The organism is Agromyces sp. NPDC056389 (assembly GCF_042262385.1).
Lineage (GTDB): Bacteria > Actinomycetota > Actinomycetes > Actinomycetales > Microbacteriaceae > Agromyces.
On record NZ_JBHJPN010000002.1, the window covers coordinates 323,219 to 347,563 of the forward strand.

At 70.1% G+C, this 24,345-nt stretch carries 25 protein-coding genes; 11 read left to right on the top strand and 14 right to left on the bottom strand.

The features are described from left to right. Window positions 1–62 precede the first annotated feature (62 nt). The 3 genes from aroA to bcp all read left to right on the top strand — a co-directional run bounded on the left by aroA (window position 63) and on the right by bcp (window position 3,074). Complete coding sequence (aroA, locus tag ACFCVM_RS14450) at window positions 63–1,433, top strand: 3-phosphoshikimate 1-carboxyvinyltransferase (RefSeq protein ID WP_375837215.1); 1,371 nt, start codon at window positions 63–65, stop codon at window positions 1,431–1,433. After that, complete coding sequence (rsgA, locus tag ACFCVM_RS14455; protein WP_375837217.1) at window positions 1,430–2,518, top strand: ribosome small subunit-dependent GTPase A; 1,089 nt, start codon at window positions 1,430–1,432, stop codon at window positions 2,516–2,518. Before aroA ends, rsgA begins: the two co-directional genes overlap by 4 nt. A gap of 79 nt (window positions 2,519–2,597) precedes the next feature. Next, a complete protein-coding gene (bcp, locus tag ACFCVM_RS14460; RefSeq protein ID WP_375837218.1) occupies window positions 2,598–3,074 on the top strand; it encodes a thioredoxin-dependent thiol peroxidase in 477 nt (158 codons plus the stop codon). Window positions 3,075–3,138: 64 nt separating this feature from the next. Here bcp and ACFCVM_RS14465 read toward each other — a convergent pair whose 3' ends face one another. Beyond that, window positions 3,139–3,606, bottom strand: coding sequence for a hypothetical protein (locus tag ACFCVM_RS14465; RefSeq protein ID WP_375837219.1), 468 nt, complete (start codon window positions 3,604–3,606; stop codon window positions 3,139–3,141). Between the two features lie 204 nt (window positions 3,607–3,810). On the opposite strand from ACFCVM_RS14465, the gene ACFCVM_RS14470 reads away from it, so the two are divergent. Continuing rightward, window positions 3,811–4,059 (top strand): WhiB family transcriptional regulator, encoded by a 249-nt coding sequence (locus ACFCVM_RS14470; protein WP_022893204.1) that lies wholly within the window; start codon window positions 3,811–3,813, stop codon window positions 4,057–4,059. Window positions 4,060–4,230: 171 nt separating this feature from the next. Here the strand turns inward: ACFCVM_RS14470 and rdgB are convergent, their stop codons facing one another. Genes rdgB through murI form a run of 3 tightly spaced genes read right to left on the bottom strand, consistent with a single transcriptional unit; the run spans window position 4,231 to window position 6,462 of the window. After that, window positions 4,231–4,842 (bottom strand): RdgB/HAM1 family non-canonical purine NTP pyrophosphatase, encoded by a 612-nt coding sequence (rdgB, locus tag ACFCVM_RS14475; RefSeq protein ID WP_375837220.1) that lies wholly within the window; start codon window positions 4,840–4,842, stop codon window positions 4,231–4,233. Between the two features lie 4 nt (window positions 4,843–4,846). After that, window positions 4,847–5,620 carry a ribonuclease PH gene (rph, locus tag ACFCVM_RS14480; protein ID WP_375837221.1) on the bottom strand — a complete coding sequence of 258 codons (774 nt, stop codon included), beginning with the start codon at window positions 5,618–5,620 and terminating at the stop codon, window positions 4,847–4,849. After that, window positions 5,617–6,462 (bottom strand): glutamate racemase, encoded by an 846-nt coding sequence (murI, locus tag ACFCVM_RS14485; RefSeq protein ID WP_375837222.1) that lies wholly within the window; start codon window positions 6,460–6,462, stop codon window positions 5,617–5,619. Before murI ends, rph begins: the two co-directional genes overlap by 4 nt. Window positions 6,463–6,517: 55 nt before the next feature. Between murI and ACFCVM_RS14490 the strand changes: the two genes are divergently transcribed. Then, window positions 6,518–7,837, top strand: coding sequence for a nicotinate phosphoribosyltransferase (locus tag ACFCVM_RS14490; protein WP_375837223.1), 1,320 nt, complete (start codon window positions 6,518–6,520; stop codon window positions 7,835–7,837). 37 nt (window positions 7,838–7,874) lie between these two features. Here ACFCVM_RS14490 and ACFCVM_RS14495 read toward each other — a convergent pair whose 3' ends face one another. From ACFCVM_RS14495 to ACFCVM_RS14510, 4 genes are all read right to left on the bottom strand, one after another. Continuing rightward, entirely contained in the window at window positions 7,875–8,162 is a 288-nt protein-coding gene (locus tag ACFCVM_RS14495) for a DUF3039 domain-containing protein (protein ID WP_375837224.1), read from the bottom strand. A gap of 10 nt (window positions 8,163–8,172) precedes the next feature. Further along, on the bottom strand, window positions 8,173–9,747 hold the full coding sequence (locus ACFCVM_RS14500; protein ID WP_375837226.1) for a hypothetical protein: 1,575 nt from the start codon (window positions 9,745–9,747) through the stop codon (window positions 8,173–8,175). Between the two features lie 262 nt (window positions 9,748–10,009). After that, a complete protein-coding gene (locus tag ACFCVM_RS14505; protein WP_375837227.1) occupies window positions 10,010–10,537 on the bottom strand; it encodes a hypothetical protein in 528 nt (175 codons plus the stop codon). Window positions 10,538–10,765: 228 nt separating this feature from the next. Beyond that, window positions 10,766–12,481 (bottom strand): ABC transporter ATP-binding protein, encoded by a 1,716-nt coding sequence (locus tag ACFCVM_RS14510; protein WP_375837228.1) that lies wholly within the window; start codon window positions 12,479–12,481, stop codon window positions 10,766–10,768. A gap of 343 nt (window positions 12,482–12,824) precedes the next feature. Between ACFCVM_RS14510 and ACFCVM_RS14515 the strand changes: the two genes are divergently transcribed. Next, window positions 12,825–13,514, top strand: coding sequence for an NTP transferase domain-containing protein (locus ACFCVM_RS14515; protein WP_375837229.1), 690 nt, complete (start codon window positions 12,825–12,827; stop codon window positions 13,512–13,514). An 87-nt stretch (window positions 13,515–13,601) separates the two neighbouring features. Here ACFCVM_RS14515 and ACFCVM_RS14520 read toward each other — a convergent pair whose 3' ends face one another. Next, on the bottom strand, window positions 13,602–14,150 hold the full coding sequence (locus tag ACFCVM_RS14520; RefSeq protein WP_056014263.1) for an ECF transporter S component: 549 nt from the start codon (window positions 14,148–14,150) through the stop codon (window positions 13,602–13,604). Between the two features lie 82 nt (window positions 14,151–14,232). Here ACFCVM_RS14520 and ACFCVM_RS14525 point away from each other — a divergent pair, with 82 nt between their 5' ends. The 5 genes from ACFCVM_RS14525 to ACFCVM_RS14545 are packed head-to-tail and all read left to right on the top strand — an operon-like array spanning window position 14,233 to window position 18,151. Beyond that, window positions 14,233–15,051: an ABC transporter permease gene (locus ACFCVM_RS14525; RefSeq protein WP_375837635.1), complete on the top strand. Its 819-nt coding sequence runs from the start codon at window positions 14,233–14,235 to the stop codon at window positions 15,049–15,051. Window position 15,052: 1 nt separating this feature from the next. Then, a complete protein-coding gene (locus ACFCVM_RS14530) occupies window positions 15,053–15,817 on the top strand; it encodes an ABC transporter ATP-binding protein (protein ID WP_375837230.1) in 765 nt (254 codons plus the stop codon). 38 nt (window positions 15,818–15,855) lie between these two features. Continuing rightward, on the top strand, window positions 15,856–16,872 hold the full coding sequence (locus ACFCVM_RS14535; protein ID WP_375837231.1) for a hypothetical protein: 1,017 nt from the start codon (window positions 15,856–15,858) through the stop codon (window positions 16,870–16,872). A gap of 18 nt (window positions 16,873–16,890) precedes the next feature. Then, entirely contained in the window at window positions 16,891–17,697 is an 807-nt protein-coding gene (locus ACFCVM_RS14540) for an alpha/beta fold hydrolase (RefSeq protein WP_375837233.1), read from the top strand. Further along, window positions 17,690–18,151: a GbsR/MarR family transcriptional regulator gene (locus ACFCVM_RS14545; RefSeq protein WP_375837234.1), complete on the top strand. Its 462-nt coding sequence runs from the start codon at window positions 17,690–17,692 to the stop codon at window positions 18,149–18,151. The genes ACFCVM_RS14540 and ACFCVM_RS14545 overlap by 8 nt, the downstream gene beginning before the upstream one ends. Before the next feature lie 39 nt (window positions 18,152–18,190). Here the strand turns inward: ACFCVM_RS14545 and ACFCVM_RS14550 are convergent, their stop codons facing one another. The 5 genes from ACFCVM_RS14550 to ACFCVM_RS14570 all read right to left on the bottom strand — a co-directional run bounded on the left by ACFCVM_RS14550 (window position 18,191) and on the right by ACFCVM_RS14570 (window position 24,263). Beyond that, window positions 18,191–19,489 (bottom strand): hypothetical protein, encoded by a 1,299-nt coding sequence (locus tag ACFCVM_RS14550; protein ID WP_375837235.1) that lies wholly within the window; start codon window positions 19,487–19,489, stop codon window positions 18,191–18,193. Between the two features lie 120 nt (window positions 19,490–19,609). Continuing rightward, window positions 19,610–20,455 (bottom strand): glycosyltransferase family 2 protein, encoded by an 846-nt coding sequence (locus tag ACFCVM_RS14555; protein ID WP_375837636.1) that lies wholly within the window; start codon window positions 20,453–20,455, stop codon window positions 19,610–19,612. Window positions 20,456–20,513: 58 nt separating this feature from the next. Further along, on the bottom strand, window positions 20,514–21,326 hold the full coding sequence (locus ACFCVM_RS14560; protein WP_375837237.1) for a CDP-alcohol phosphatidyltransferase family protein: 813 nt from the start codon (window positions 21,324–21,326) through the stop codon (window positions 20,514–20,516). 5 nt (window positions 21,327–21,331) lie between these two features. After that, window positions 21,332–22,363, bottom strand: coding sequence for a glycosyltransferase family 2 protein (locus ACFCVM_RS14565; RefSeq protein WP_375837238.1), 1,032 nt, complete (start codon window positions 22,361–22,363; stop codon window positions 21,332–21,334). Window positions 22,364–22,508: 145 nt separating this feature from the next. Then, complete coding sequence (locus tag ACFCVM_RS14570; protein WP_375837239.1) at window positions 22,509–24,263, bottom strand: S1C family serine protease; 1,755 nt, start codon at window positions 24,261–24,263, stop codon at window positions 22,509–22,511. Window positions 24,264–24,345 lie beyond the last annotated feature (82 nt).

Genomic DNA, 24,345 nt, shown 5'->3' on the forward strand with positions numbered 1-24,345 from the left:
CTCCGATCGACATGCGCAACACCGACTCCTTCCGCGTTTCCTGACGCTACTGTTGATAACCGATGCAGATTTCGAAGTATTCCGCACCCGAATTCGATCCGTACGGCGATGCACGGCAGACCGACACGGATGTCGGATGGCGCGCGCCGGTCGCAACGGCCCCTCTCTCCGCGGTGCTGGGCCTGCCGGGCTCGAAGTCGCTCACGAATCGCGAGCTCGTGCTGGCGGCCCTGGCCGACGGGCCGTCGACCCTTCACGCCCCGCTCTGGTCGCGCGACAGCGAACTCATGGTCGAGGGCCTGCGCGCGCTCGGCACCCGGTTCGAGCGCGTTCCGGGTCGCGGCGGCTTCGGCGACGACCTCCGCGTGACGCCCGCCGAGGAGCTGCTCGGCTCGACCACGATCGACTGCGGGCTCGCCGGCACGGTCATGCGGTTCCTGCCGCCCGTCGCAGCGCTCGCTCTGGGTCCCACGATGTTCGACGGCGACGAGCACGCCCGCCGTCGCCCGATGGCCGGCGTGATCGACGGTTTGCACGCCCTCGACGTCGACCTCGACGACGACCGGCGCGGCACCCTGCCCTTCACCGTGCACGGCACCGGCTCGGTCGGCGGCGGTCCGCTCGAGATCGACGCATCGGCCTCGAGCCAGTTCGTCTCCGCCCTGCTGCTGTCGGCCCCGCGGTTCGATCGTGGTCTCGATCTCACCCACAGCGGCGAACGCCTGCCGAGCCTGCCGCACATCGAGATGACGATCGACACCCTCCGCGCCCGCGGGGTCGAGGTGACGAGCCCCGAGCCCGGCCGCTGGACGGTCGCACCCGGGCCAATCCGTGCGATCGACGTCGACATCGAGCCCGACCTCTCGAACGCCGCACCGTTCCTCGTCGCGGCGCTCGTCGCCGGCGGCACCGTCACGATCACCGGCTGGCCCGCGGAGACCACGCAGGTGGGCGCGCAGCTCGCGCAGATCCTGCCGTTGTTCGGAGCCCGCGTCGCCGTCGAGGGCGACCGGCTCACCGTGCACGCGCCGGAGCGCGGCGAAGACGGCGGCCGCGGCATCCGCGGTGTCGACCTCGACCTGTCCGAGGCCGGAGAGCTCGCGCCCAATCTGGTCGCGCTCGCGGCGCTGGCCGACGAGCCGTCGACGATCACCGGCATCGGCCACATCCGTCACCACGAGACCGACCGGCTCGCCGCCCTCACGGCGGAGATCAACGGGCTCGGCGGCGACGTCACCGAGCTCGACGACGGCCTGCGCATCGCCCCGGCCCCGCTCCACGGCGGACCGTGGCGCGCGTACGCCGACCACCGCATGGCCACGAGCGGGGCGATCATCGGCCTCGCCGTGCCCGGCGTCGTCGTCGACGACATCGCGTCGACCGGCAAGACGCTCCCCCAGTTCACCGCACTCTGGGAGCAGATGCTGGCATGACCTGGTGGAGCACCGACGACGACGAGGACGACGAGCCCGAGTTCGACGAGTCCGATGTGCGGGTGCGGCCGAGCCGCCGCGGCAGCCGGCCGCGCACCAAGCAGCGGCCCGAGCACGCCGATGCGGTCGCCGGCATGGTGATCGGCGTCGACCGCGGTCGCTACAGCGTGCTCATCGACGAGAACGGCCCCGACGAGCGCGTCATCACGGCGGCGCGAGCGAGCGAACTGCGGCGCAAGTCGGTCGTCACCGGTGATCACGTCGACCTCGTCGGCGACACCACCGGCGAGCCGGGCACCCTCTCCCGCATCGTGCGGGTCGGCGAACGCACCACCCTGCTGCGACGCAGCGCCGACGACACCGACGAGGTCGAGCGCGTCATCGTCGCCAACGCCGACCAGATGCTCATCGTCGTCGCCGCGGCGAACCCCGAACCGCGAATCCGGCTGCTCGACCGCTACCTCGTCGCGGCGTTCGACGCCGGCATCCGCCCGCTCCTCGTGATCACGAAGACCGACCTCGCCGACCCCGACGAGTTCCTCCGCAACTTCGCCGGACTCGACCTGACGGTGTTCCTGAGCGGTGAAGACCAGATGCCGCTCGACGACATCGCCCGCGTGCTCGTCGGCCATCGCACCGTGTTCGTGGGCCATTCCGGCGTCGGCAAGTCCACGCTCGTCAACGCGCTCGTGCCGAGCGCCAAGCGCGCCACGGGCCACGTCAACGTCGTGACCGGCCGCGGACGCCACACCTCGTCGTCCACGGTGTGGCTGCGCTTCGACGCGGCCGATCTGCCGGGCGCCGACGCACCCGGCGCGGAGACCGGCACCGGCTGGGTCATCGACACTCCCGGCGTGCGCTCGTTCGGGCTCGGCCACATCGATCGCGCGAACATCCTGCGCGCCTTCACCGACCTCGACCGGCTCGCCGAGCGCTGCCCGCGCGGGTGCACGCACCTGCCCGACGCCCCCGACTGCGCGATCGCCGAGGCCGTTGCGGCCGGTGAGCTCGGAGAGACCGGCCCGGCCCGCCTGGAGTCCCTGCAGCGCCTGCTGACGACGTTCGCGGGCGGCGGGGCGGTCTGACACCGCGGCGAGGCCCCGGCGCCCCCTGACGGGCGCACGGCGGCCCCGCGGCATCCGTCGACATGCCTACCATGGAGGTATGACCGATGCACGACTCGCCCCCGGCGACCTCGCTCCAGACTTCACACTGCTCGACCAGAACGGCGACCCGGTCACCCTCTCGGCGCTCCGCGGTTCGAAGGTGGTGCTCTACTTCTACCCAGAGGCGATGACCCCGGGCTGCACGACCGAGGCCTGCGACTTCCGCGACAACCTGAACTCGTTCGCGAGCGCGGGCATCCGCGTGCTCGGCGTCTCGAAGGACGACGTCGCGAAGCTCGCCGCCTTCGCCGCCCGCGACCGCCTGACCTACACGCTGCTCTCCGATGCCGACCTCGCGGTTCAGCAGGCCTATGGCGTCTGGGGCGAGAAGTCGCTCTACGGCAAGATCGTCGTCGGCTCCATCCGGTCGACGTTCGTGATCGCCGAGGACGGCCGCATCGAGCGCGCCTTCTACAACGTCAAGGCGACCGGCCACGTGGCTCGGCTGCGCCGCGACCTCGGCCTCGACGGCTGAGTCGAACCCGGCTCCGGAACCGGAGACCGCGCCGACTCCCGAATCCGACCGCCCGCCGCGGGGGTCACGCCGCGGCGTGATCCTCGGGGCGCGAGTACGCGAGGCGCACGGGAGTCCAAAGCAGCAGGCCGACGACGGTGATCGCGGGCACCAGCAGGGCCCAGCCGACGTCGGGACGCGCGAAGAGCCCCTGGAAGGCGCCGACGGCGATCGAGACCTGCAGGATCTGCCAGACGATGGCCGCGGCGCGCGACCACGGCGCCTGCCGGAGCGAGCCGAACGCGACGGTCACGACCCAGATCGCGCCGATCGCGACGAGCACGAGCAGCGCGATCGCGGTGGCGTACGACGACGGTTCGAGCGAGAACAGGTCGATCACGAGCCAGATCACGAGTGCCACCATCGCCGCAGCCTCGAGGAAGAGCAGCACGCTCACGACGACGAGCGCGGCGCGCACACCGGATTCGGGGGTTGCCGCCTCGCCGGACGAGGCGTCTCGCGCATCGAGTGGGGCGTCGTCGCGCCGATTCACAGGGTTATCCCATACACAGCTATTGATTCGATCTCTCCGCTATGCGACCATTTATGAGGCCGAATTGATGCTCACAGGGACGTGAGCCGATCAGTCACTGATCCTACTTCCCGAGATTCGGCTTTCCCCCTGCAGCAGCCGGTTTCGGCAAGCGCAATCGTGCGCGTCTGCGATCGAAGTACACCCCGCAAGGAGCATCCCCATATGGATTGGCGCGACAAGGCCGCATGCCTCACCGCAGACCCGGAACTCTTCTTCCCGGTCGGCAACACCGGCCCCGCCGTCGACCAGATCGAGAAGGCGAAGACCGTGTGCGGTCGCTGCACCGTCACCGAGATCTGCCTGCAGTACGCCCTCGAGACCGGCCAGGACTCGGGCGTGTGGGGTGGCCTCAGCGAAGACGAGCGCCGCGCCCTGAAGCGCCGCGCCGCCCGCGCCCGCCGCGCCTCCTAGCGAGTCGGTGGCCGGTCGACCCGGCCGCCGTCCTCCGCTCACCGCTTCCCACGGCCACGGCCCGTCCGTTCGCCGGCCCGCTCGCGACACGACGGGTCCTCGCGACCCGACGGGTCGACGGGATCCGCCGCGCCCCGCGCACCGCGATCCCGGGACCCGGCGAACCCGATCTCACCGAGCGGCGATGATCCGTTCGAGCTCGGGTACGAGCGCCGCGAACGCGCGGGCCCGGTGACTGTGCGTGTTCTTCACCTCGGGCGCGAGCTCGGCCGCGGAGACCTCGAAGCCCTCGGGCATGAAGATCGGGTCGTACCCGAACCCGTGCGCTCCCGACTCCTCGAGCGCGATGCGCCCGGGCCACAGCCCGACGGCCGCGTACTCGTGCGGGCCGCCGGCCGACTCGGGCACCACGAGCGCGATGGTGCAGTGGAAGTGTCCGGTTCGGTTCGGGTCGCTGATGTCGCCGAGCTGCGCGAGCAGCAGGTCGAGGTTCGCCTGTGCGCCCCGCCCTGGCCCGGCCCATCGGGCCGAGAAGATGCCGGGCGACCCGCCCATGACGTCGACCGCGATGCCCGAGTCGTCGGCGAGGGCGATGCGACCGGTGTGCGCCGCTGCTGCCCGCGCCTTGATGAAGGCGTTCTCCTCGAACGAGGTGCCGTCCTCGACCGGCTCTGGCCCGTCGTAGGCGAGCACCCTGAGTCCCGGCATCCGCTCGCCCAGGATCTTCTGGAACTCGTCGACCTTGTGCTGGTTGTGGGTCGCGAGCACGATCTCGAGGCTCACGGCGTCACTCCCCCGCTGCGGCGATGGTCTCGGCGAGCACGCGCTGCTGGATGCGCGTGAGCTCGGCGGTGCCTGCGAGGGCGAGGTCGAGCAGCGAGTCGAGCTCGCGACGGTCGAAGGGCGCGCCCTCGGCCGTGCCCTGCACCTCGACGAAGAGGCCGCGCCCGGTCGCCACGACGTTCATGTCGGTCTCGGCGCGCACGTCTTCGACGTAGGCGAGATCGAGCATCGGCGTGCCGTCGATGATGCCGACCGACACGGCCGAGACGGTGTCGATGAGCGGCTGGGCGCGCTGGCCCACGAACTTCTTGTCGCGAGCCCATTCGATCGCATCGGCGAGCGCCACGTAGGCGCCCGTGATCGCGGCGGTGCGGGTGCCGCCGTCGGCCTGGAGCACGTCGCAGTCGATCTGGATCGTGTTCTCGCCGAGACCCTTCGTGTCGACGACCGCGCGAAGGCTGCGGCCGATCAGGCGGCTGATCTCGTGGGTGCGCCCGCCGATGCGGCCCTTGACGGCCTCGCGGTCGTTGCGCGTGTTCGTGGCGCGGGGCAGCATCGAGTACTCCGCGGTGACCCAGCCCTTGCCCTTGCCGTTCATCCACCGGGGCACGCCGTTCGTGAACGACGCGGTGCAGAGCACCTTGGTCTTGCCGAACGAGATGAGGGCGCTGCCCTCCGCGTGCTCGCTCCAGCCGCGCTCGATGGTCACCTCGCGCAACTGGTCGGCGGTGCGCCCGTCGGCGCGGATGATGGTGGTGGGCTCGGATGCCTCGGTCATGCGTTCTCCTGTCGAAGCCGTACGTGGTCTGGAATCGTGACGGCACCCGTCTGCACGAGCTCGACGCTCGGGATCTCGGGGCCGATGAGGCGGTGGGCGAGGTCGAGGAACGCGCTCGTCGAGCGGCCCGTGGCCTCGTAGCGGTAGCTCGGCGGGGTCGCGGCTCGGCGCTCGGCGCCGGTGCCGACGAGCACGCGGTAGACGTCGTTCGCCGTCTCGACGTCGCTCGAGACGAGCGTGACCTCTTCGCCCATGACGTAGGAGATCGCGCCCTTCAGGAACGGGTAGTGGGTGCACCCGAGCACGAGGGTGTCGATGCGGGCCTCTTTCAGCGGGGCGAGGTACTCCTCGGTGATCGCGAGCAGTTCGTCGCCCGTCGTCACGCCCGCCTCGACGAACTCGACGAACCTCGGGCACGCCTGCGAGAAGAGGTCGAGGTGCGGCGCCGCCGCGAAGGCGTCGTCGTAGGCCCGCGAACCGATCGTGCCGGCGGTGCCGATCACGCCGACCCTGCCGGTCTTCGTCGCCGCGACGGCGCGTCTGACGGCAGGCTGGATCACCTCGACGACGGGCACGTCGTATCGCTCGCGCGCATCCCGGAGCATCGCGGCGGAGGCCGTGTTGCAGGCGATCACGAGCATCTTGACGCCCTGGGCGACGAGGTCGTCGAGCACCGCGAGCGCGTACCCGCGCACGTCGGCGATCTTCTTCGGCCCGTACGGCGAGTGCTCGAGGTCGCCGATGTAGAGGATCGACTCGTTGGGCAGCTGGTCTTTCACGGCCCGGGCGACGGTGAGCCCGCCGACCCCGGAGTCGAAGATTCCGATCGGTGCATCCGTCACGACATGCAAGCGTAGCGCTCCCCGCTGTGCGTGCCCTCCTCGATAGGCTTGGCGGGTGACCGGCTCAGCAGCGCTCTTCACCGACCGATACGAACTGACGATGGTCGATGCCGCGTTGCTCGACGGCACCGCCCACCGCGAGAGCCTCTTCGAGGCCTTCGCGAGGCGTCTGCCCGATGGGCGGCGCTACGGCATCGTGGCGGGCACCGGGCGCCTGATCGAGTTGATCCAGCGGTTCCGCTTCGACGAGGCGGAGCTCGAGTGGCTCCGCGAGCACGAGGTGGTGCGACCCGCGACCCTCGACTGGCTCGCCGACTACCGGTTCCGGGGCGACATCTGGGGCTACCGCGAGGGCGAGGCGTACTTCCCGGGCTCGCCGCTCCTCACGATCCAGGCGACGTTCGCCGAGGCCGTCATGCTCGAGACCGTCGTGCTCTCGACCCTCAACTACGACTCGTCGGTCGCGAGCGCCGCCGCCCGCATGGTCTCCGTCGCCCTCGGCCGACCGATCGCCGAGATGGGCTCGCGGCGCACGAGCGAGGGTTCGGCGATCGCCGCCGCGCGCGCCGCCTACATCGCGGGCTTCGACGCGACCTCGAACCTCGAGGCCGGGCGCACGTGGGGCATTCCGACCATGGGCACCGCTGCGCACGCCTTCACCCTGCTGCACGACACGGAAGAGAGCGCGTTCCGCGCCCAGGTCGAGGCCTTCGGCCCGAAGACGACCCTGCTCGTCGACACCTACGACATCACGAAGGGCGTCGAGCTCGCCGTGAAGGTCGCCGGCCCCGAGCTCGGCGCGGTGCGCATCGACTCCGGCGACCTGCCGACCGTCGTCGCCGCCGTGCGCGAGCAGCTCGACACCCTCGGTGCCGTCGACACGCGCATCACCGTCACGAGCGACCTCGACGAATTCACGATCGCAGGTCTCTCCGGCGCTCCCGTCGACGCTTACGGCGTCGGCACCGCCGTCGTGACCGGCTCGGGCTTCCCGGCCGCCGGCATGGTGTTCAAGCTCGTGGCGCGCCGTGACGACGCGGGCGAATGGGTCTCGGTGGCGAAGGCGTCGACGCAGAAGGCGAGCGTCGGCGGCCGCAAGAACGCCGCACGCCGGCTCGACGCGACGCTGACGGCGCGCGAAGAACTCGTCTTCGTCGGCGATGGCCCCGGCGGTGAGGCCGAGTACGAGGCGGGCAGCCAGCTGCGCCCACTCATGGTGCAGCTGATGAGCGGCGGCGAAGCCGACCCCGCATTCCTCGGCGAGGCGGGCACCGAGGCCGCGCGCGAGCACCGCGCGACGGTCATGCAGGAGCTGCCGATCGAGGCGTTCCGCCTCGGTCGCGGCGAACCGGTGATTCCGACGACGTACCGCTGAGCGACGTACCGCTGAGCGGGCGTACCGCTGAGTGCGGCTACTCCGCCTTCATCTTCTCGTAGATCTCTTTGCAGGTCGGGCAGACCGGGAACTTCTCGGGGTCGCGCCCCGGGGTCCACTTCTTGCCGCACAGCGCCTTCACGGGCTTGCCGGTGAGGGCCGACTGCAGGATCTTGTCTTTCTGCACGTAGTGCGAGAAGCGCTCGTGATCGCCGGGCTCGATGGCCTCTTTGTTCAGGAGCTTCTCGAGTTCGCGGTCGAGAACGTCGGTGCCGCCGCCGGGCGAACCAGGGTCGGCGATGCTCACGCGCACGGAGGAGATCATGCGTTCGATTCTACGCGCGGATCGCGGCACCGATGATCTCGGGCCCGCGACGGTCGAAGACCCTGCCGCCGGCGGTCACGCCGATCACGAGCACGAGGAGACCGAGGCCGATGCCCGAGGCGAAGGATGCCGCGTGCCAGGCAGGGTCGACGAAGATGCCGAGCCAGCCGAACACGAGCGCCGGCAGCGCGATGAGCAGCGAACCGAGCATGGTGATCGACTGCACGAGCGCCGTGATGGTGCCGGTCGCCTGCGGCTGCTGGAACGGGCTGTCGCCCGGCTTGACCGCCGGATACGGGAACCGGGCCGAGGTGATCGACCCGACGCCGAGTCCGGCCAGCAGGAGCGCCGTGCTCACGCCGAGGAGCGACGGCAGCAGTCGCCAGTCGTTCAGCACGAAGACCGTGACCGCGCTGCCGAGGCCGATGACCAGCACGCCGGCGATGAGCACCGGCACGAGCCGGCCGATGCGATCGGACACCCCGCGTACGCCGGAGACGACGTGCAGCCAGATGGCGGTCGAGTCGTAGGCGGTGTCGTTGTGCAGGCTCCAACCGAGGAACAGGCACATGAGCGGCACCGGGATCAGCCAGAGGTACTCCGTGGGCACGCCGGCGAGGCTGAGCGGCACCATCACGATGATCGGAACGATCGGAACCATGACGAGCGAGACCCAGTAGCGTGCGTCGCGGAACCAGTAGGTGAAGCTGCGCGCGGCGACCGCGCCGGCGGCGCCGTGCGGCAGCCGGTCGAACCAGCCGAGTCCGCGGTAGCTCTTGGCCGAGGCCTCGCGACCGGGGGTCACGAGCATCTTGGCGACGAGGGCCTGCCAGCCGAACCAGATGACCACGAGGGTCGCCGCGGCGATCAGGAACTTGACGATCGCCGGGCCCCACTGGCCGGCGGCCGCGTCGCCCGGCACCGCGAAGGCCGCGCCGAACGGGGTCCAGGAGAGCACGCCTGCGATCGATTCCATGACCGAGGCGCCCGAGCTCTCCCAGTCGACCGAGACGAGCACGACGATGATCGGCGACGCCATCACGATCAGGAGCAGCCCGAGCACGCCGCTGAGCTCGCGGGCCCGTCGAGTGGCGAGCAGCAGGGATGCGACGCCGGTCGCGACGCGAGCGATGAGGAGGCACGTGGCGAACGCCATCGCTGCGGCGATGATCGCGAGCAGGGTCTCGCCGACGCCGCGAGACCAGGTGACGACGGTGCCGAGCAGCACGATGGCGAGCACGAGCGCGGGGATTCCGATGACGGCCGCGACGGCGAGGCCGATCGCGAGCCTCCGGTCGGGCAGGCCGAAGAGCGCGAAGCGCCGGGGATCCATCGTGTCGTCGACCCCGAAGATCAGCGGCACGATGATGAAGCCGAGCACGGTGATCGACCCGGCGACCACGAAGGCGTCGCGGATGACCTCGACGTCATCGACGAAGCGCAGCCCGACGAGCGATGCGAACAGCAGGGCAGCCAGGCCCAGACCGTAGATCAGGCCGAGGACGATGCCGACGACCTGCCACGCGCTTCGCTGGAAGATGTTGCCGAGCAGACGCAGTTTCAGTCGGAGAAACTGTGCTGTCATACCGCTGCTTCCCCGTGTCTTACTGGGCTGTTCGGTCAGTGTCGCCTGTGTCATCCCCGCGAAAACCCCGCGCTCCCTCGTTGCCGTGCTTCGAGCCTACTTTGTTCGAGGCCTCAGACTCATACCCATTCGACGAGCTCTCGGCCATGGCCGTGCCAAGGCTGCGCAGTACGCGGTTCCGGAAGACATGGACTGGCAGATCGCGGCTCTGCTCGTGTCGCCATGCTGACAGCTTCGCACCAGCTCGCGCGACGCGCTCGGCTCAGCCGAATTGCTTCGCGCTGTGCGTGATTCGATCCTGCTTGACGGCCCGGAAGAAGGCGTTCGACTGCGGGAGCCAAACCAACACGATCCCCGCGATCGCCAGAACCATGACGAGAACGCTGATGACGTCCAAGCTGTACGGCGGAAGCAGCAAGTAACCGAAAAGCACGGTCGCAACGATCCGCGCCCAGTTGAAGCCTCGCCGCAGAAGAAGTGTGAAGACGAGACGGGAAGCGATCCCAATCGAGGTCGCAACGAACCCTGCGATGACCGTCGTAATCGCGATCGCAGGCGTCACCTGCAACGTTTCGCCGTCTCTCTCGAAGCTGTGCACCCACTCGTCCAGGTACCCGTCCCAGTCGAACACCACCAGCGACCAGACGATGGTCACCGCCTGAATGATCGACAGGAGCAGCAGAATCCAGAAGCCCACTTGAACCGCAACGGGAACCGGGCGCACGATCTTGAACGGGTCTGAAGCAGGCCGGAACGCGCGGGCGGGCTTGAGGGCACTGGAACGTGGCACGCACGAATGCTAGCGCGACGGTTCGATCCGCGCCGCGCCCTCGCAGCCACTCGGCAGAAACCCCGCGAACTCCCCGCGCCTGCGCCCTACCGAGGAGTTCTGGCGTGCCCCAGCGTCGCCCGAGCAGGCCCGGATTCGAGTGTCCAACTTCCCCGGAATTACGGGCGAGAACAGCCTACGAGACGGGCGCTTCGGGCGAGTTCGGTTCAGGTTAGGAAAGGGCTGCGCTCAGTCGGAGAAACTGTGCAACCATTCCATGCCTTCCGCAGCCTTGCGTCCGCCGGCGAGCTCGACGAATCGGTCTTCGAGGGTCTGTCCGGCGCGGACCTCGTCGAGCGTTCCCGCCGCGAGCACGCGCCCGGCCACGATGATCGCCGCCGAGTCGCAGACGCGCTCGATGAGGTCCATGCCGTGGCTCGAGAGCACGACCGTGCCACCGCCTGCGACGTAGCGCTCGAGGATCTCGGTGAGGTTCGCGGCCGACACGGGGTCGACCGACTCGAACGGTTCGTCGAGCACGAGGAGGCGCGGCGAGTGGATCATGGCGCAGGCGAGCGCGATCTTCTTCGTCATGCCCGCGGAGTAGTCGGCGACGAGCCGGTCGACGGCATCATCGAGGCCGAATGCCGCGATCAGGTCGGCGCTGCGCTCGCGCACGGTGCGGCTGTCGAGGCCGCGCAGCACGCCGGAGTAGTAGAGGAGCTGGGCGCCGGTCAGTCGGTCGAAGAGGCGCAGCCGGTCGGGCAGCACGCCCGTGGCGCGCTTGGCGGCACGCGGGTTGGCCCACGCGTCGATGTCGTGGATGCGCACGGTGCCGGCGTCGGGGCGGAGGAGGCCCGTCACCATCGAGAGGGTCGTCGTCTTGCCGGCGCCGTTCGGACCGACGATGCCGAAGAACGATCCGGCGCGCACGTCGAGGCTGATGCCGTCGACGGCGGTGTTCTCGCCGAACTTCTTCACGAGCCCCTCGATCGCGAGCACCTTCGGCGCGGTCGCCGGCGGTGCGCTGCGAGCCGGCCGCAGCGAGCGCTTCTTGCGCGCCGTGGGCTTCTTGACGGGCTGGATCACGGCGACGGCCTGAGCGGCACTGCCGGATGCCTCGACGGCGGCCTCGCCCGATTCGACCACGGGCGACGCGGGCTCGGCGACGGGCGCTTCCGGTGCCGCGGTCGCGACGTCTTCGGCGGCGGCCTCCACGACCTCGGTGGCGGCGACGGCCGCGACCACCGCAGCGGCAGCAGGGCGGCGCTTCGGAGCGCGCTCGACGGTCTCCTCGTCGATCTCCGACCGTACGGCGGAGGTCTCGGGCGCGACGACGGACGCGGCCTCGGACGCGGCCTCGGCCTCGGACGCGACGGCGGACGCGGTCTCGGGCGCGACAGGGGGCTCGGACACCGTCGCCGCGGCCGTGTCGGGGGCCTTGCGCGTGGACCGCTCGGCGGCCGTGGTCTCAGTGGTGAGCGCCGCCGCGACCTGCTGCGACTGGCGTCGAGTCGCCGCCGCCGTCGCCACGGCCTCGGTGCGGGTGCTCGCCGCACCGGTCGCACTCTTGGTCGCGGTCGCTCGCGGCGCCCGCGTGGTCTTCGCGGCCTCACCGCGTGCGGCGGCGGCCTTCGCCGAGGCCGTGCGCGACGCGGCGGTGCGCTTGGAGGCCGGGCGGCTCGGGGTCGCCTCGCCCTCGGCCGACTCGGCGGCCTCGGCAGCGGCCTCGGCTGCTGCGGCCTGCTTCTTCGCGGCAGCGGTCTTGGCCGCCGTCGTCTTCGCTGCCGAGGTCTTGGCGGCGGCCGTCGATTTCGCGGCGGTGCTCTTCGCCCCCGTCGCAGCACCGGCGGCCTTCTTCGCGGCGGTCGACTTCGCCGCCGTCGACTTCGCAGTCGACGCCGCGGCGGTCGTCTTCGGTGCGGCCGTGCGCGCGGGGCGCTTCGCCGTCGCTGCCGATCGCACCGGCTGGGACTCCGGTGTATCGGACGCCCCCGCTCCGGTGCCTTCGGCAGTTTCGTCGTCGTGTTCGGAGCGCGAAACGGAAGTCACCCAGACAACCTATCAATCAGCGCCGCCGTTGCGAGCCTTGTCGCAAGGTGATTGGAGGGGGAGACTGGGTATCGGCTGAGCGTCGTATCACGATCGCGCTACGACCTTGCCCCCCAGATGGTGGGCAACGAGCGGCCCCGATATCCTGAATACCGGCATAACGGCGTGTCCATATGTGAACTTCCGGATGAAATCCGGGCGAACCCTCGGCGACGAGGGCGACGCTCGGGGCATCCGACCCACCGAAGGAGATGCAGTGACCCAGATCGTGATTCTCGCGGCCGGCATGGGGAGCCGGCTCGGGCGATCCCTCCCCAAGCCCCTCACCGAGCTCAGCGACGGCCGCACCATCATGCGCCAGCAGTTCGACAACATCGAGCACGCGTTCGGCGGCAACGCCGACGTGACCATCGTCGTCGGCTACAAGCTCGAGCACATCATCGAGGCGTTCCCGCAGGCGTCGTTCGTCTACAACGAGGAGTACGACCAGACGAACACCTCGAAGAGCCTCATGCGCGCCCTCGCGGCGTCGCAGTCCGGCGGCGTGCTGTGGATGAACGGCGACGTCGTCTTCGACCCGAGCATCCTCGACCGCGCGCTGCCGTACATCGCTCGCGACCAGTCCTTCGTCACCGTCAACACCTCGAAGGTGTCCGACGAAGAGGTGAAGTACACGACGAGCGCAGAGGGCTACATCAAGGCGCTCTCGAAGACCGTCAAGGGCGGTCTCGGCGAGGCCGTCGGCATCAACTACATCTCGAGCCGTGACAAGGCGACGTTCCTCGCGCACCTGCACCGCGTCGGCGACCAGGACTACTTCGAGCGCGGCCTCGAGCTCGCGATCGAGCAGAACGGCCTCCTCGTCGAGCCGATGGACATCTCCGACCTCTACGCGGTCGAGATCGACTTCGCCGAAGACCTGGAGCGCGCGAACCACTTCGTGTGACCTGCACCACAGCACTGAACAAGAGAAGAGAGCGGACGCCCCGAGGCATCCGCTCTCTTCTTTTTGTCGTTCCTCGTGCTCGGTGGCTCAGCGCCCCGTCGTGAGGGTGCGCGCGACGCCAGCTCGGGCGAGCGATGCCGCGATCACCCGGCCGAGCCAGGTGAAGGCGATGGGGCTCAGGGCGAACATCGCCAGGTAGAGCGCCCAGAACCAGGGCGCGTAGTGCTCGGGTCCGAGGGCGATGAACGTGCCGGCGGCGAGGATCAGGCCGGACGCCCCTGCGGCGACGTAGTAGAGCCACGGCGACCAGTTCTTGTACCGGGTGATGAAGAACGGCAGCTCGAGCAGCGCACCGACGAGGAGGCCCGTGCCGAGGAATCGCAGGATCCAGTGGGGGGCGAAGGCCGCGCCGACGAGGCCCGCGATGAATCCGGTGAGGATGCCGACGCCCGGGCGCTTCAGGAGTGCGAGCGCCACGGCGCTCGGCAGGAAGTGCGAGCCGATCGTGATGCCGTAGAGCATCGGGGCGATGCCGGCGATGAGTCCGGCGGCGTACCCCGCACCGGCGGCGAACAGCCCGCCGCCGACGCCGATCGCGGCGCAGCTGAGGATCACACGGGTACTGGTGCGGTGCACGAGGTTCCTTCCGACTGGGCTCGGCACTTGCCACCCGTCGGATACAAATCTACCCCGGTGCGGCATCTACGATGAGAGCGTGATGAGCACGGTGTCGAGAGCATACGGTGATGCCCATCCGCTGCAGCGGACGCCGTGGGCCAGGTACCGCCATTCGTTGTGGCTCCTCACCACCCGCGACCTGAAGGTGCGCTACTCGACCTCCGCCCTCGGGTACGTGTGGTCGGTGCTCGACCCCCTCGTGATGGCGGGCATCTACTGGTTCGTCTTCACCCAGGTCTTCCAGCGCCCGGTGGGTACCGAGCCCTACCTCGTCTTCCTGCTGTCGGCGCTGCTGCCGTGGATGTGGTTCAACGGGTCGGTCTCCGACTCCACCCGCGCGTTCCTGAAGGACGCCAAGCTCGTGCGCTCGACGATGATCCCGCGCACGATCTGGGTCAACCGCATCGTGCTCTCGAAGGGCATCGAGTTCCTGCTCGCGCTGCCCGTGCTCGCGCTCTTCGTCGTGATCTTCCGCGACGAGATCCAGCTGCATTGGGAGCTCGCGCTCTTCCCCATCGCGATCGTGCTGCAGGCCGTGCTGACGGCAGGTGTCGCACTGATCGTGGCGCCCCTCGTGGTCTTCTTCCGCGACCTCGAACGGGCGGTCAAGCTCGCGCTGCGGTTCCTGTTCTACGCCTCCCCCATCATCTACGGCGTCACCGACCTGCCCTCGCAACTGCACTTCTGGGCGGCCTTCAACCCGCTCTCGGGCATCTTCGGCATCTACCGGGCCGGGTTCTACCCCGATGAACTCGACTGGTTCAACGTCGCCATCTCCGCGGGGATGTCGCTCGCGATCCTCGCGGTGGGCCTCTGGGTGTTCCGCTCCGCCGAACGTCAAGTGCTGAAGGAGATCTGAGTTGGATGCCACGACCGCCGTCTCCTCGGCTCCCTTCGCGATTCGCACCACCGGACTCGGCATCCGCTTCCGGCGCAATCGCCGCGGTCGCCGCTCGTTCAAGGACCTGCTGGCCGGCCGTCGCCGCCGCACGCGCCCGGGCGAGTTCTGGGCGCTCCGCGACGTCTCGATCGAGGTGCGCCCCGGCGAGGCGATCGGCGTCGTCGGTCGCAACGGCCAGGGCAAGTCGACCCTGCTGAAGCTCGTCGCCGGCGTCATGATCGCCGACGAGGGCACGGTCGAGATCACCGGCGGCGTCGCCCCCCTCATCGAGATCACCGGCGGGTTCGTCGACGACCTCACCGTTCGCGACAACGTCTACCTGACGGCCGGCCTGCACGGCATGACGAACTCCCAGATCGACGCGAAGTTCGATGAGATCATCGAGTTCGCCGACATCGGCGACTTCCTCGACACGCCCTACAAGCACCTCTCGAGCGGCATGAAGGTGCGTATCGCGTTCGCGGTGATCTCGCAGCTCGAGGAGCCGATCATGCTCGTCGACGAGGTGCTCGCCGTGGGCGACAAGGCGTTCCGCGAGAAGTGCTACCGCCGCATCGACGAGCTGCTCGCCGGCGGCCGCACGCTGTTCTTCGTCTCGCACAACGAACGGGACCTCCGCCGATTCTGCACTCGCGGCCTCTACCTCGACAAGGGCTCACTCGTGCTCGACGGTCCGATCGACGACGTGCTCGCCCGCTACAACGCCGAGCACGGGGTCGGGTAGCGGGTTCGCACGGGTCGATCTCGTATGATCGACCCACCATGGCAGACCGCGTGCACACGATCACCTCGATGGGCTCGGGCGCGCCGCGAGAGGGCGGCCCCGACTCCGACCGTTCCGGGAGCACCGCGCCCCCGGGCTTCCCCGCCGACGAGGGCCGCGCCCACGGCGTCGAGCGCGGAATCGACCGCGTGCTCGCGATCCAGCGGCCGATCGTGGTCGCCCACCTCCGCGCCATCCGTCGGCGTTCACCCGCTGCGAGCCCCGAGCAGATCGTACGCATCCTCGAGCGCCGCTATCTCGCTGCCGTCACGACGGGCGGCGCCGCCGTCGGCGCGACCGCGGTCATCCCCGGCATCGGCACGGGCGTGACGCTCGCACTGTCCGGCGTCGAGACGGCCGGGTTCCTCGAGGCGACCGCGCTGTTCGCGCAGTCGGTCGCCGAGGTGCACGGCATCGCCATCGACAATCCCGACCGCGCGCGCGCCCTCGTGATGACCCTCATGCTCGGCAACGAGGGCGTCGACCTGGTTCGCCAGCTCGCCGGTCAGGCCACGGGCTCGGGCGCCGCCCGCAACGTCTACTGGGGCGAACTCATCACGAACAGCATGCCCAAGGCGATCATGGGCCCGGTCGTCGACAAGCTCCGCAGCGTCTTCATCAAGCAGTTCGCGGTCCGTGGCGGCGCCGGCATCATCGGCAAGGCGATCCCCTTCGGCATCGGCGCCGCGATCGGCGGCATCGGCAACAGCGTGCTCGGGCGTCGTGTGCTGAAGCAGTCCCGGTTGGCGTTCGGTCAGGCTCCCCCGGTGCTGCCGCCCGACCTCGAGCCTCGTGAGGGCGACTCCATGCTGAGCTCGGCCGCGTCGCGGCTGTCGCGCGCCGGCACCGTCGTCGGTGGCGTCGTGCTCACCGCGGGCCGCGGCATCCAATCGGCGGGTCAGGCCGCGGGCAAGGCCGCAGGACGGGCCGCGCGCGGCGCGATCACCCGACGACCTGGTGACGGAACGGCCCCGGAATCCGCCGACAGCACCGGAGAGTCACCCGACGCACCGTAGATTCGCTATATTCAGAATATGCTGAATCTGGATCGCACCCTGCCCCGCCCTGGCGCGACGCTCCGCTTCACGATGCTCGACGGTGATCTGCGACCGGTCGTGCTCGTCCACGGCGCCGGCATGGATCACTCCATGTTCGCCGCGCAGGCGCTCGCCCTTCATGAGGCCGGCCATGCGGTCGTCGCCTTCGATCAGCGCGGCCACGGCGGTTCGAGCCTCGAACCCGGCACCCGCTTCACCGGGCAGGCCGCACTCGACGATCTCGCGGCGCTCCTCGACCACCTGGCCCTCGATCGTCCCGCACTCGTGGGGCACTCGCTCGGCGGCAACGTCGCACAGGCGCTCGTACGCCGGGACCCGGGCCGAGCCGGCGCGCTCATCGTGATCGACTCGACCTGGAACACCGGGCCGCTCTCCCGCGGCGAACGCACCGCGCTCCGCCTCGCCGCCCCCGCGCTGTCGCTCATTCCAGCGTCGCGACTGCCCGGCATGCTGGCTCGCGCCTCGGCGGTCACGCCGGGGGCGATCGCGGCCACCGAGGCGATGTTCGCCCGCATGCCGAAGCGCTCGTTCCTCGACGTCTGGCGCGCGACCGTCGCGTTCGTCGAACCCGACCCCGACTACCGGGTGCCCGTTCCCCTCGGCCTCATCCGCGGCGAACTCGATCGCACGGGCAACATCGCGACGGCCATGCCCGCGTGGGCGAAGGCCGAGGGCGTCGGCGAACGGGTGGTCGCGGATGCCGGCCACGTGGTGACCCTCGATGCGCCCGAAGCCACGACGATCGCGCTCCTCGACCTGCTCGCATCGGTGCCCCATGCCTGAGCGCGACGAACGTGCCGAGTTCATCGAGTCGGTCGGCGACACCCTCGCCTCCTGGCACCTCTCCCGCGCGACCGGGAGGGTGTACGGGTTCCTGCTGCTCAGGAGCGAACCGGAGACGCTCGACACCATCGCCGCGGAGCTGAGCCTCAGCGCCGGCGGAGTCAGCACCGCGGTCCGCGAGCTCGTGTCGTGGGGGCTCGCACGAACCATCCCCCAGCCCGGCAGCCGCCGCCTCCGCGTAGAGGCCGTCGGCGGATTCGAGCAGTTGCTCGCCGCGAGTCACGAGCGAACGCGAACCTTCATCCGCACGCTGCGCTCGGGAGCGGCGCTCACCGAGGGCGAACCAGCGCGCGAACGCCTCCGCGCCGTCGTCGACCTCTTCGAGGGCTATGTCGACGCGGGTGATCGGATGCTGCGACGGCATCACGTCGACGACGGCGATCCGCAGCGCTGACTCCGCATCGACGCCATCGCCCGACGATCTGCGACGCAGCTACGCCTCGAGTTCCTCGTCGTCCTGTTCGCCGGCGCGGATGTCGCGCTCGTCGATGTCGCCGTCTGCGGCGTGCAGGGCGGCGAACCGCTCCCATTCGGCCATGAGGTGGTCGACCGCCGCATGGAACCTCGCCGTCGTGACGCCCGGGGTGGGGTCGCCGAAGTAGCGTTCGACCCAGAATCCGAGCCGCTCGAGTGCTTCAACGTCGTGCGCGACGTCGTCGACGCGGGCGACCATCGCCGCGGCATCGGTCACGTCGAGCCATTCGCACGCCTGCAGGTAGCCCGACGTGTCGATCTGCGCTTCGGGATTGGCCGGTCGGGTGATCAGGAGCGGCTTGCCCGCCGCCAGTCGGTCGTAGACCATCGCGGAGATGTCGACGACCGCGACATCGGCCGCGGCGAGCTGCCAGCCGAGCTTCGGACCGTCGTCGTAGACGTGCTGCGCCGTCGAGTCGGCGGCGTTCGCCGCTTCGATCGCGGAGATGATGGTGCGATTCGCCGCGCCGTACTCGTGATCGACGACGCCTGATCGCGGGTGCGGCCGGTAGATGACTCTGTGGCGGCCGGTCGCGAGCAGACCCTGCACGAGCGGCACGCCGTGCGTCGCGATGGATCCGTATGCCGCCGCGCCGCGATCGCCCTCCCAGGTGGGCGCGTAGAGCACGACCTCGCGCTCGTCGGGCGTGTACGGCAGCGCCGCACCATCGAGGTAGTGGTCGGCCTGCGGGCGCCCGATGGGGATGGCCCGCTTGTCGAAGTCGTAGTCCCAGAGCACCTTCTCGAGTCGTGCCCGGGCCGCGTCGCCCGCGATCAACGAGTAGTCGTAGGCCTTGAACTGGTTCGTCGTCATGTACATCTTGTCGGACTCGCCGTGGTTGATGAACACGTGCCAGCGACGGCCGTACCGCATCATCTGGAAGTTCTTGGCGTTCTGGTTCACGTAGAAGACGACATGCAGGTCTTGCTCGGCGATCACCCGCTCGAGATCGGCGACTCGGCGCACGTAGGCGACGGGCACCGGCGACTCGTCGAGCAGCGTGAGGGCAGCACCGGACGCACGGCTCAGGATGAGCACGGGGTGCCGCTCGGCCAGTTCTGCAAGCGGCGCGTACCACTGGCGCAGCTGATAGAGGTTGACCTTGCCGTCGGCGAAGTAGACGCCGACGCGGAAGCGATGCGGCGGCAGCGGCTCCTGCTCGGCGAGCTTCACACCGAGCGATCGCTGCGCGCGTCTGGACCACATGATGTCCTTGGCCAGCTTGACGGCGCGTCGCGCGTCTTTCCTCAATCCCACTGTCCAAGGGTAGCGAGGTCGGGCTGAGCGGATGCCCCGTCGCCCGCGCCGCGGCAGCACTGAGAGCCGATCGTTACCGCACGCAGTGCTCCGCTGCCGGGTCGCCCCCTGCGGGTCGGCTCACACCACGGGCGGGCGCCCGGCGAGCGTCATGCGCCAGATCGTGCGCCACCGCATCGGTCGGCGCTCCCCCGGGTGTTCTCGCCAACCGGCGCGCCATCCGGCGAACCACGCCTTCAGCGCTGCCGGCTGCCGTGCCCAGCGCAGCACCTGGATCGCGGTCCACGAGCCGACGTAGAACGGCACGAGCACGGCGGGGAGGTTGCGTCGGGCGAGCCAGACGCGGTTCCTGGCGTTCAGCCGGTAGTAGTACGCGTGCCGGGCGGGGTCGATGACCGGATGCCCCGCCTCGAGGTCGCCCGCGTACCACGCGACGTGCCCGGTGTCCCAGACCCGCCAGGCGAGTTCGATGCCCTCGTGCGCGTAGAAGAACGGGTCGGCCCAGCCGCCGGTCGCGTCGAACACCGCACGCGGCATGAGCACGGCACCCTCCCAGCACGAGAAGACGTTGCTCGAGTGCGACGGATCGCCCTTTCGGATGCGCGGGATCCACCGGCGCGGCGAGACACGTCCGGTCGGATCGACGACCCGTGGCTGGATGAGCCCGATCTCGGGCCGTTCGGCCAGCATCCGGCATCCGTCGGCGAGGAAGGTCTCACTCGGCAGGAAGGCGTCGTCGTCGAGGAAGAAGAGCCCGTCGCCCGTCACGAGCGGCACGCCTCGATTGCGGCCGGCCGGGATGCCGAGGTTCTCGGGCAGGTGCAGCGTCTTCACGCCCGACGGGAGCGCGGGCTCAGCGGTCGCCGGGTCCCACCCGTTGCCGACGCAGACCACGTCGACATCGACGCCCTGCTGGTCGAGGATGCTGCGGATGCCGCGGGCCAGGTCGTCGTGCCGCTTGCCCATCGTGAGCACGACCACGCCGACGCGTGGCCGGGCGGAGTCGACGACGCGAGGGTCGGGATCAGGACCGGACACGACGAGAGGCCATGATCGCGACGAAGTGCCCGATCACGGAGAGCACCGCAAGCGGCAGGAGGACTGCGAGCACGATGCGGTCGGTGGTCGGCTGCCCGGCGACGAGCCCGACGAGCGCCGCTGCGAAGGCGATGAGCGTCAGCTCCACCGAGTGGTACAGGCGGTGGAACGGCAGGAATCGGGCGACCTTGCGGAGCTTGGCGACGAGACCCCCGCGCGGAGCGGTCTCGCCGTGGGTGTCGGCGAGCTTGGCGAGCCCGGCGTTCGCACGCGCGACGTGCACCATGTCGTTGAGCGCCTTGTTGAGCACGATGACGAGGGCGAGGAGCGCGGCGATCGTGGTCCACAGGAAGTCGGCGGGGAACTCGAGCGGGTATGCGGCGGCGCGGATGCCGAGGGCGAGCGGGATGAGCGCCTCGGTCGTGTAGTGCCCGACCTTGTCGAGGAAGACGCCGGCGGGCGAGGAGGTGCGCCGCCACCTGGCGACCTCGCCGTCGCAGCAGTCGACGAGCATCTGCAGCTGGCCGAGCACGACGGCGAGCAGCGCACCCCAGATGCCGGGGATCAGGAGCGCTGCGGCCGTCGACCAGCCCACGAGGATCATGAGCCCCGTCACGCCGTTCGCGGAGATCGAGGTCTTCAGCAGCATCCACGTCAGATACGGGGAGAGCTTGCGCAGGTACAGCGACGCCGTCCAGTGCTCGGCGTTGCGGCGACCGCGCACCTCGGGCGGCTGGGTCACCTCGCGGAGCTCGGCGATGCTCGTGGGTCTCGTGGTGACCGGACCGGTCTGCGACATCCGCGTCACCTTCCCGTGTGCCTGGCGATGTTGCTCGTCAGCGAGAGGTATCCGAGCACGAAGCCCACCCCCCACGAGACGTGTATGCAGGGCAACACTACGAGAAACCAGGCCGCGGTGCGTGCGCCGCGCCCGCTCGCATACGCGAGCGTGGCCGCGACCACGAAGAGCAGGTAGACGACCGGGACGATGAAGCCGAGCAGCAGCCACGGCGCAGCGCCGAGCGCCGCCTGCACGAGGCCGGCGATGCCGACGAGGAGACCGAGCGCGACGCCGAGCACCATGACGGGCGGCACGAAGTAGCGGATGCCGTTCGCCGACGGGAACCGACGTGCGAGTTCACCGCGCCAGAGCCCGGTGGAGAACATCTGCCGAGCGAGTCGATCGAGCGATGAGCGCGGTCGGTAGGTGACGCCGAGCCGCGGGGTGAACCAGACGACGCCGCCGGTCTCCCGCAGGCGCCGGTTCAGCTCCCAGTCCTGGCCGCGCTTGATGGTCTCGTCGAAGAGTCCGACGCGCAGGAGGGCTTCGCGGCGGAACACCCCGAGGTACACGGTGTCCGCGGGGCCGGCCGAGCCGCCCACGTGGAACGCGGAGCCGCCGAGTCCGACCTTGGTCGTGTAGGCGAGGGCGACGGCACGCTCGAAGGGGGTCTCGCCACGCGCGTCCATGATGCCGCCGACGTTGTCGGCTCCGGTGCGCTCGAGTTCGTCGACCGCGATGCGGGCGTAGTCGGCCGGCAGCATCGAATGCGAGTCGACGCGCACGACGACGGGGTACTGCGCCGCGCGGATGCCGATGTTGAGCCCGGCCGGCGTCGAGCCGACCTCGTTCTCGAGCACGCGCACCCGTCGGTCGCGGGCCGCGAGGTCGGCGACCAGCTCGTTCGTGCCGTCGATCGACGGGCCGAGTGCGATGAGCACCTCGACGGGCCCCGTGTAGTCCTGCGCGAGGATCGACTCGACGGCAGCTCGAACGTGGGTCGCATCGTTCAGCACCGGCATGACATAGGAGACGCCGAGGAGCGATGCGGGCATCGCTTCAGGGTGGTTCTCGGGCATGTTCCTCACTCGTCGCTCGGGTCGATCGAGCCTAGCAGCAGCGACTTCGGGCGACCGCTGGCGCACGACGGCGGGCCCGGGTCCCTTCGGACCCGGACCCGCCGGTCGGTCGGTCGGTCGATCAGCCCTCGAACGTGCCGAGGGTCACGGTGACCGTCTGCGACGAGCCGTCGCGAGTGAAGGTCAGCTCGGCCTTCGCACCCCCGGGGAGTGCGCGGACCTGGGCCGTGAGGTCGGTCTGGTCGGTGATCGGCACGCCGTTGAACTCGGTGACGACATCGCCCTTCTGCAGGCCTGCGGCGGCAGCCGCGCCTCCATCGGGCGTCTCGGCGATCAGCGCGCCGACGGTGTCGCTCGAACCGTCGGCCTCGGCCGACGTCACGGTGGCACCGAGCAGGCCGTGCGTTGCCGAGCCGCTCTCGATGATCTCGTCGGCGATGCGCTTGGCGAGGTTCGACGGCACGGCGAAGCCGACGCCGATGTTGCCGGCGGTCTCGCCCTGGGCGGAGCTGCCCGTGGAGAGGATCGCGACGTTCACGCCGATGAGCTTGCCGTCGGAGTCGACGAGCGCGCCACCGGAGTTGCCCGGGTTGATCGCGGCATCCGTCTGGATGACCGGAAGCGAGACCTGACCAGCCGAAGCGCTCGGCTGCTGCTGCGTCTCGCCGCCCTCGGGGTCGGGCAGATCGAAGAAGAAGTCGAACGGGCTGTCGGAGCCGTCGCCCTCGCCGCCCTGGTCGCCCTGATCGCTCTGCGAGTCGTCGGGCGTCGACGGCGCGGCCGAGGAGGCCACGTCGATCGAGCGGTTGAGCGCGCTGACGATGCCGTTCGTGACGGTGCCCGAGAGGCCGAGCGGAGCGCCGATCGCGATCGCGGTGTCGCCGACGTTGAGCCTGTCGGAGTCGGCGAACTCGAGCGGTGTCAGGCCCGAGGCGTCGACCAGCTTGATGACCGCGAGGTCGGAGAGCGGGTCGGTGCCGACGAGCTCGGCCGTGTAGAGGTGGCCGTCGTTCGTCTTGACCTGGATGGTCGGGTCGCCGGTCGCGCCGTCGAGCGTCACGACGTGGGTGTTCGTCAGCACGTAGCCGTCCTCGGAGAGGATGATGCCCGAGCCGGTGCCGCCGGACTGGCCGCCCGAGACCGAGATGGTGACCACGCTCGGGCTCGCCTTGGCGGCCACGGCGGTGATCTGGTTCACCGAGTCGGTGTCGTTGACGACGATGTTCTGCGCGGAGTTCGCGGCATCGCTCGTGGGCGTGCCGTTGTCGTTCGTGAGCAGGGCGGTGATGCCCGCGCCCGACGCACCGCCGATGAGGGCGGCGGCGACGATCGCGGCGGCGACGCCGAGCCCGACGCGGCGCTGCTTGGGCGCAGCGGGCGCTGCGGCCTCGGCCGGAAGGCCGGTGAGCGGCACGGTCGGCTGCGTCTGGTTCTGCGGTGCAGCCGGGCCGCCGAAGGCCGGCGGCACCTGGCCGGGCTGCGCGGGGGCAGCGGATGCCGCGGCGACGGGCTGGACCGGCTGCTTCGTGTACTGGGGTGCGCTGTACGGCTGGGGCTCCTGCCCGGGCTCGTACACGGTGCCGGTCGCGGCGGGGGCGGCCGGTGCTGCAGGCGCGGCGACCGGTGCTGCCGGTGCAGCGACAGGGGCTGCGGGTGCGGCAGGCGCAGCGGGTGCGGCCGGGGTCTCGGGTGCGGCGGGCGCCGCGACATCCGTCGGGCCGGCCTCGGGGGCCGGGGCCTCGATCGGCGCCGCGGTCTCGTTCGCTGCGGCGGAAGTCTCTGGGGTGACGGGCGCAGCGCTCTCGGCGGCCGCGGGCGTCGGAACGATGTCGTCCTCGCGGGGCTCCCCCGCGGCTCCGTTCGTGGTGTCGGTCATGGTGTGCTCCTTCCAAGCGATGCCAGCATCCCGAAGCAAGCTGTGTGCCCGACCGGCGGAGTCTATGACTCTGCTATCCCCG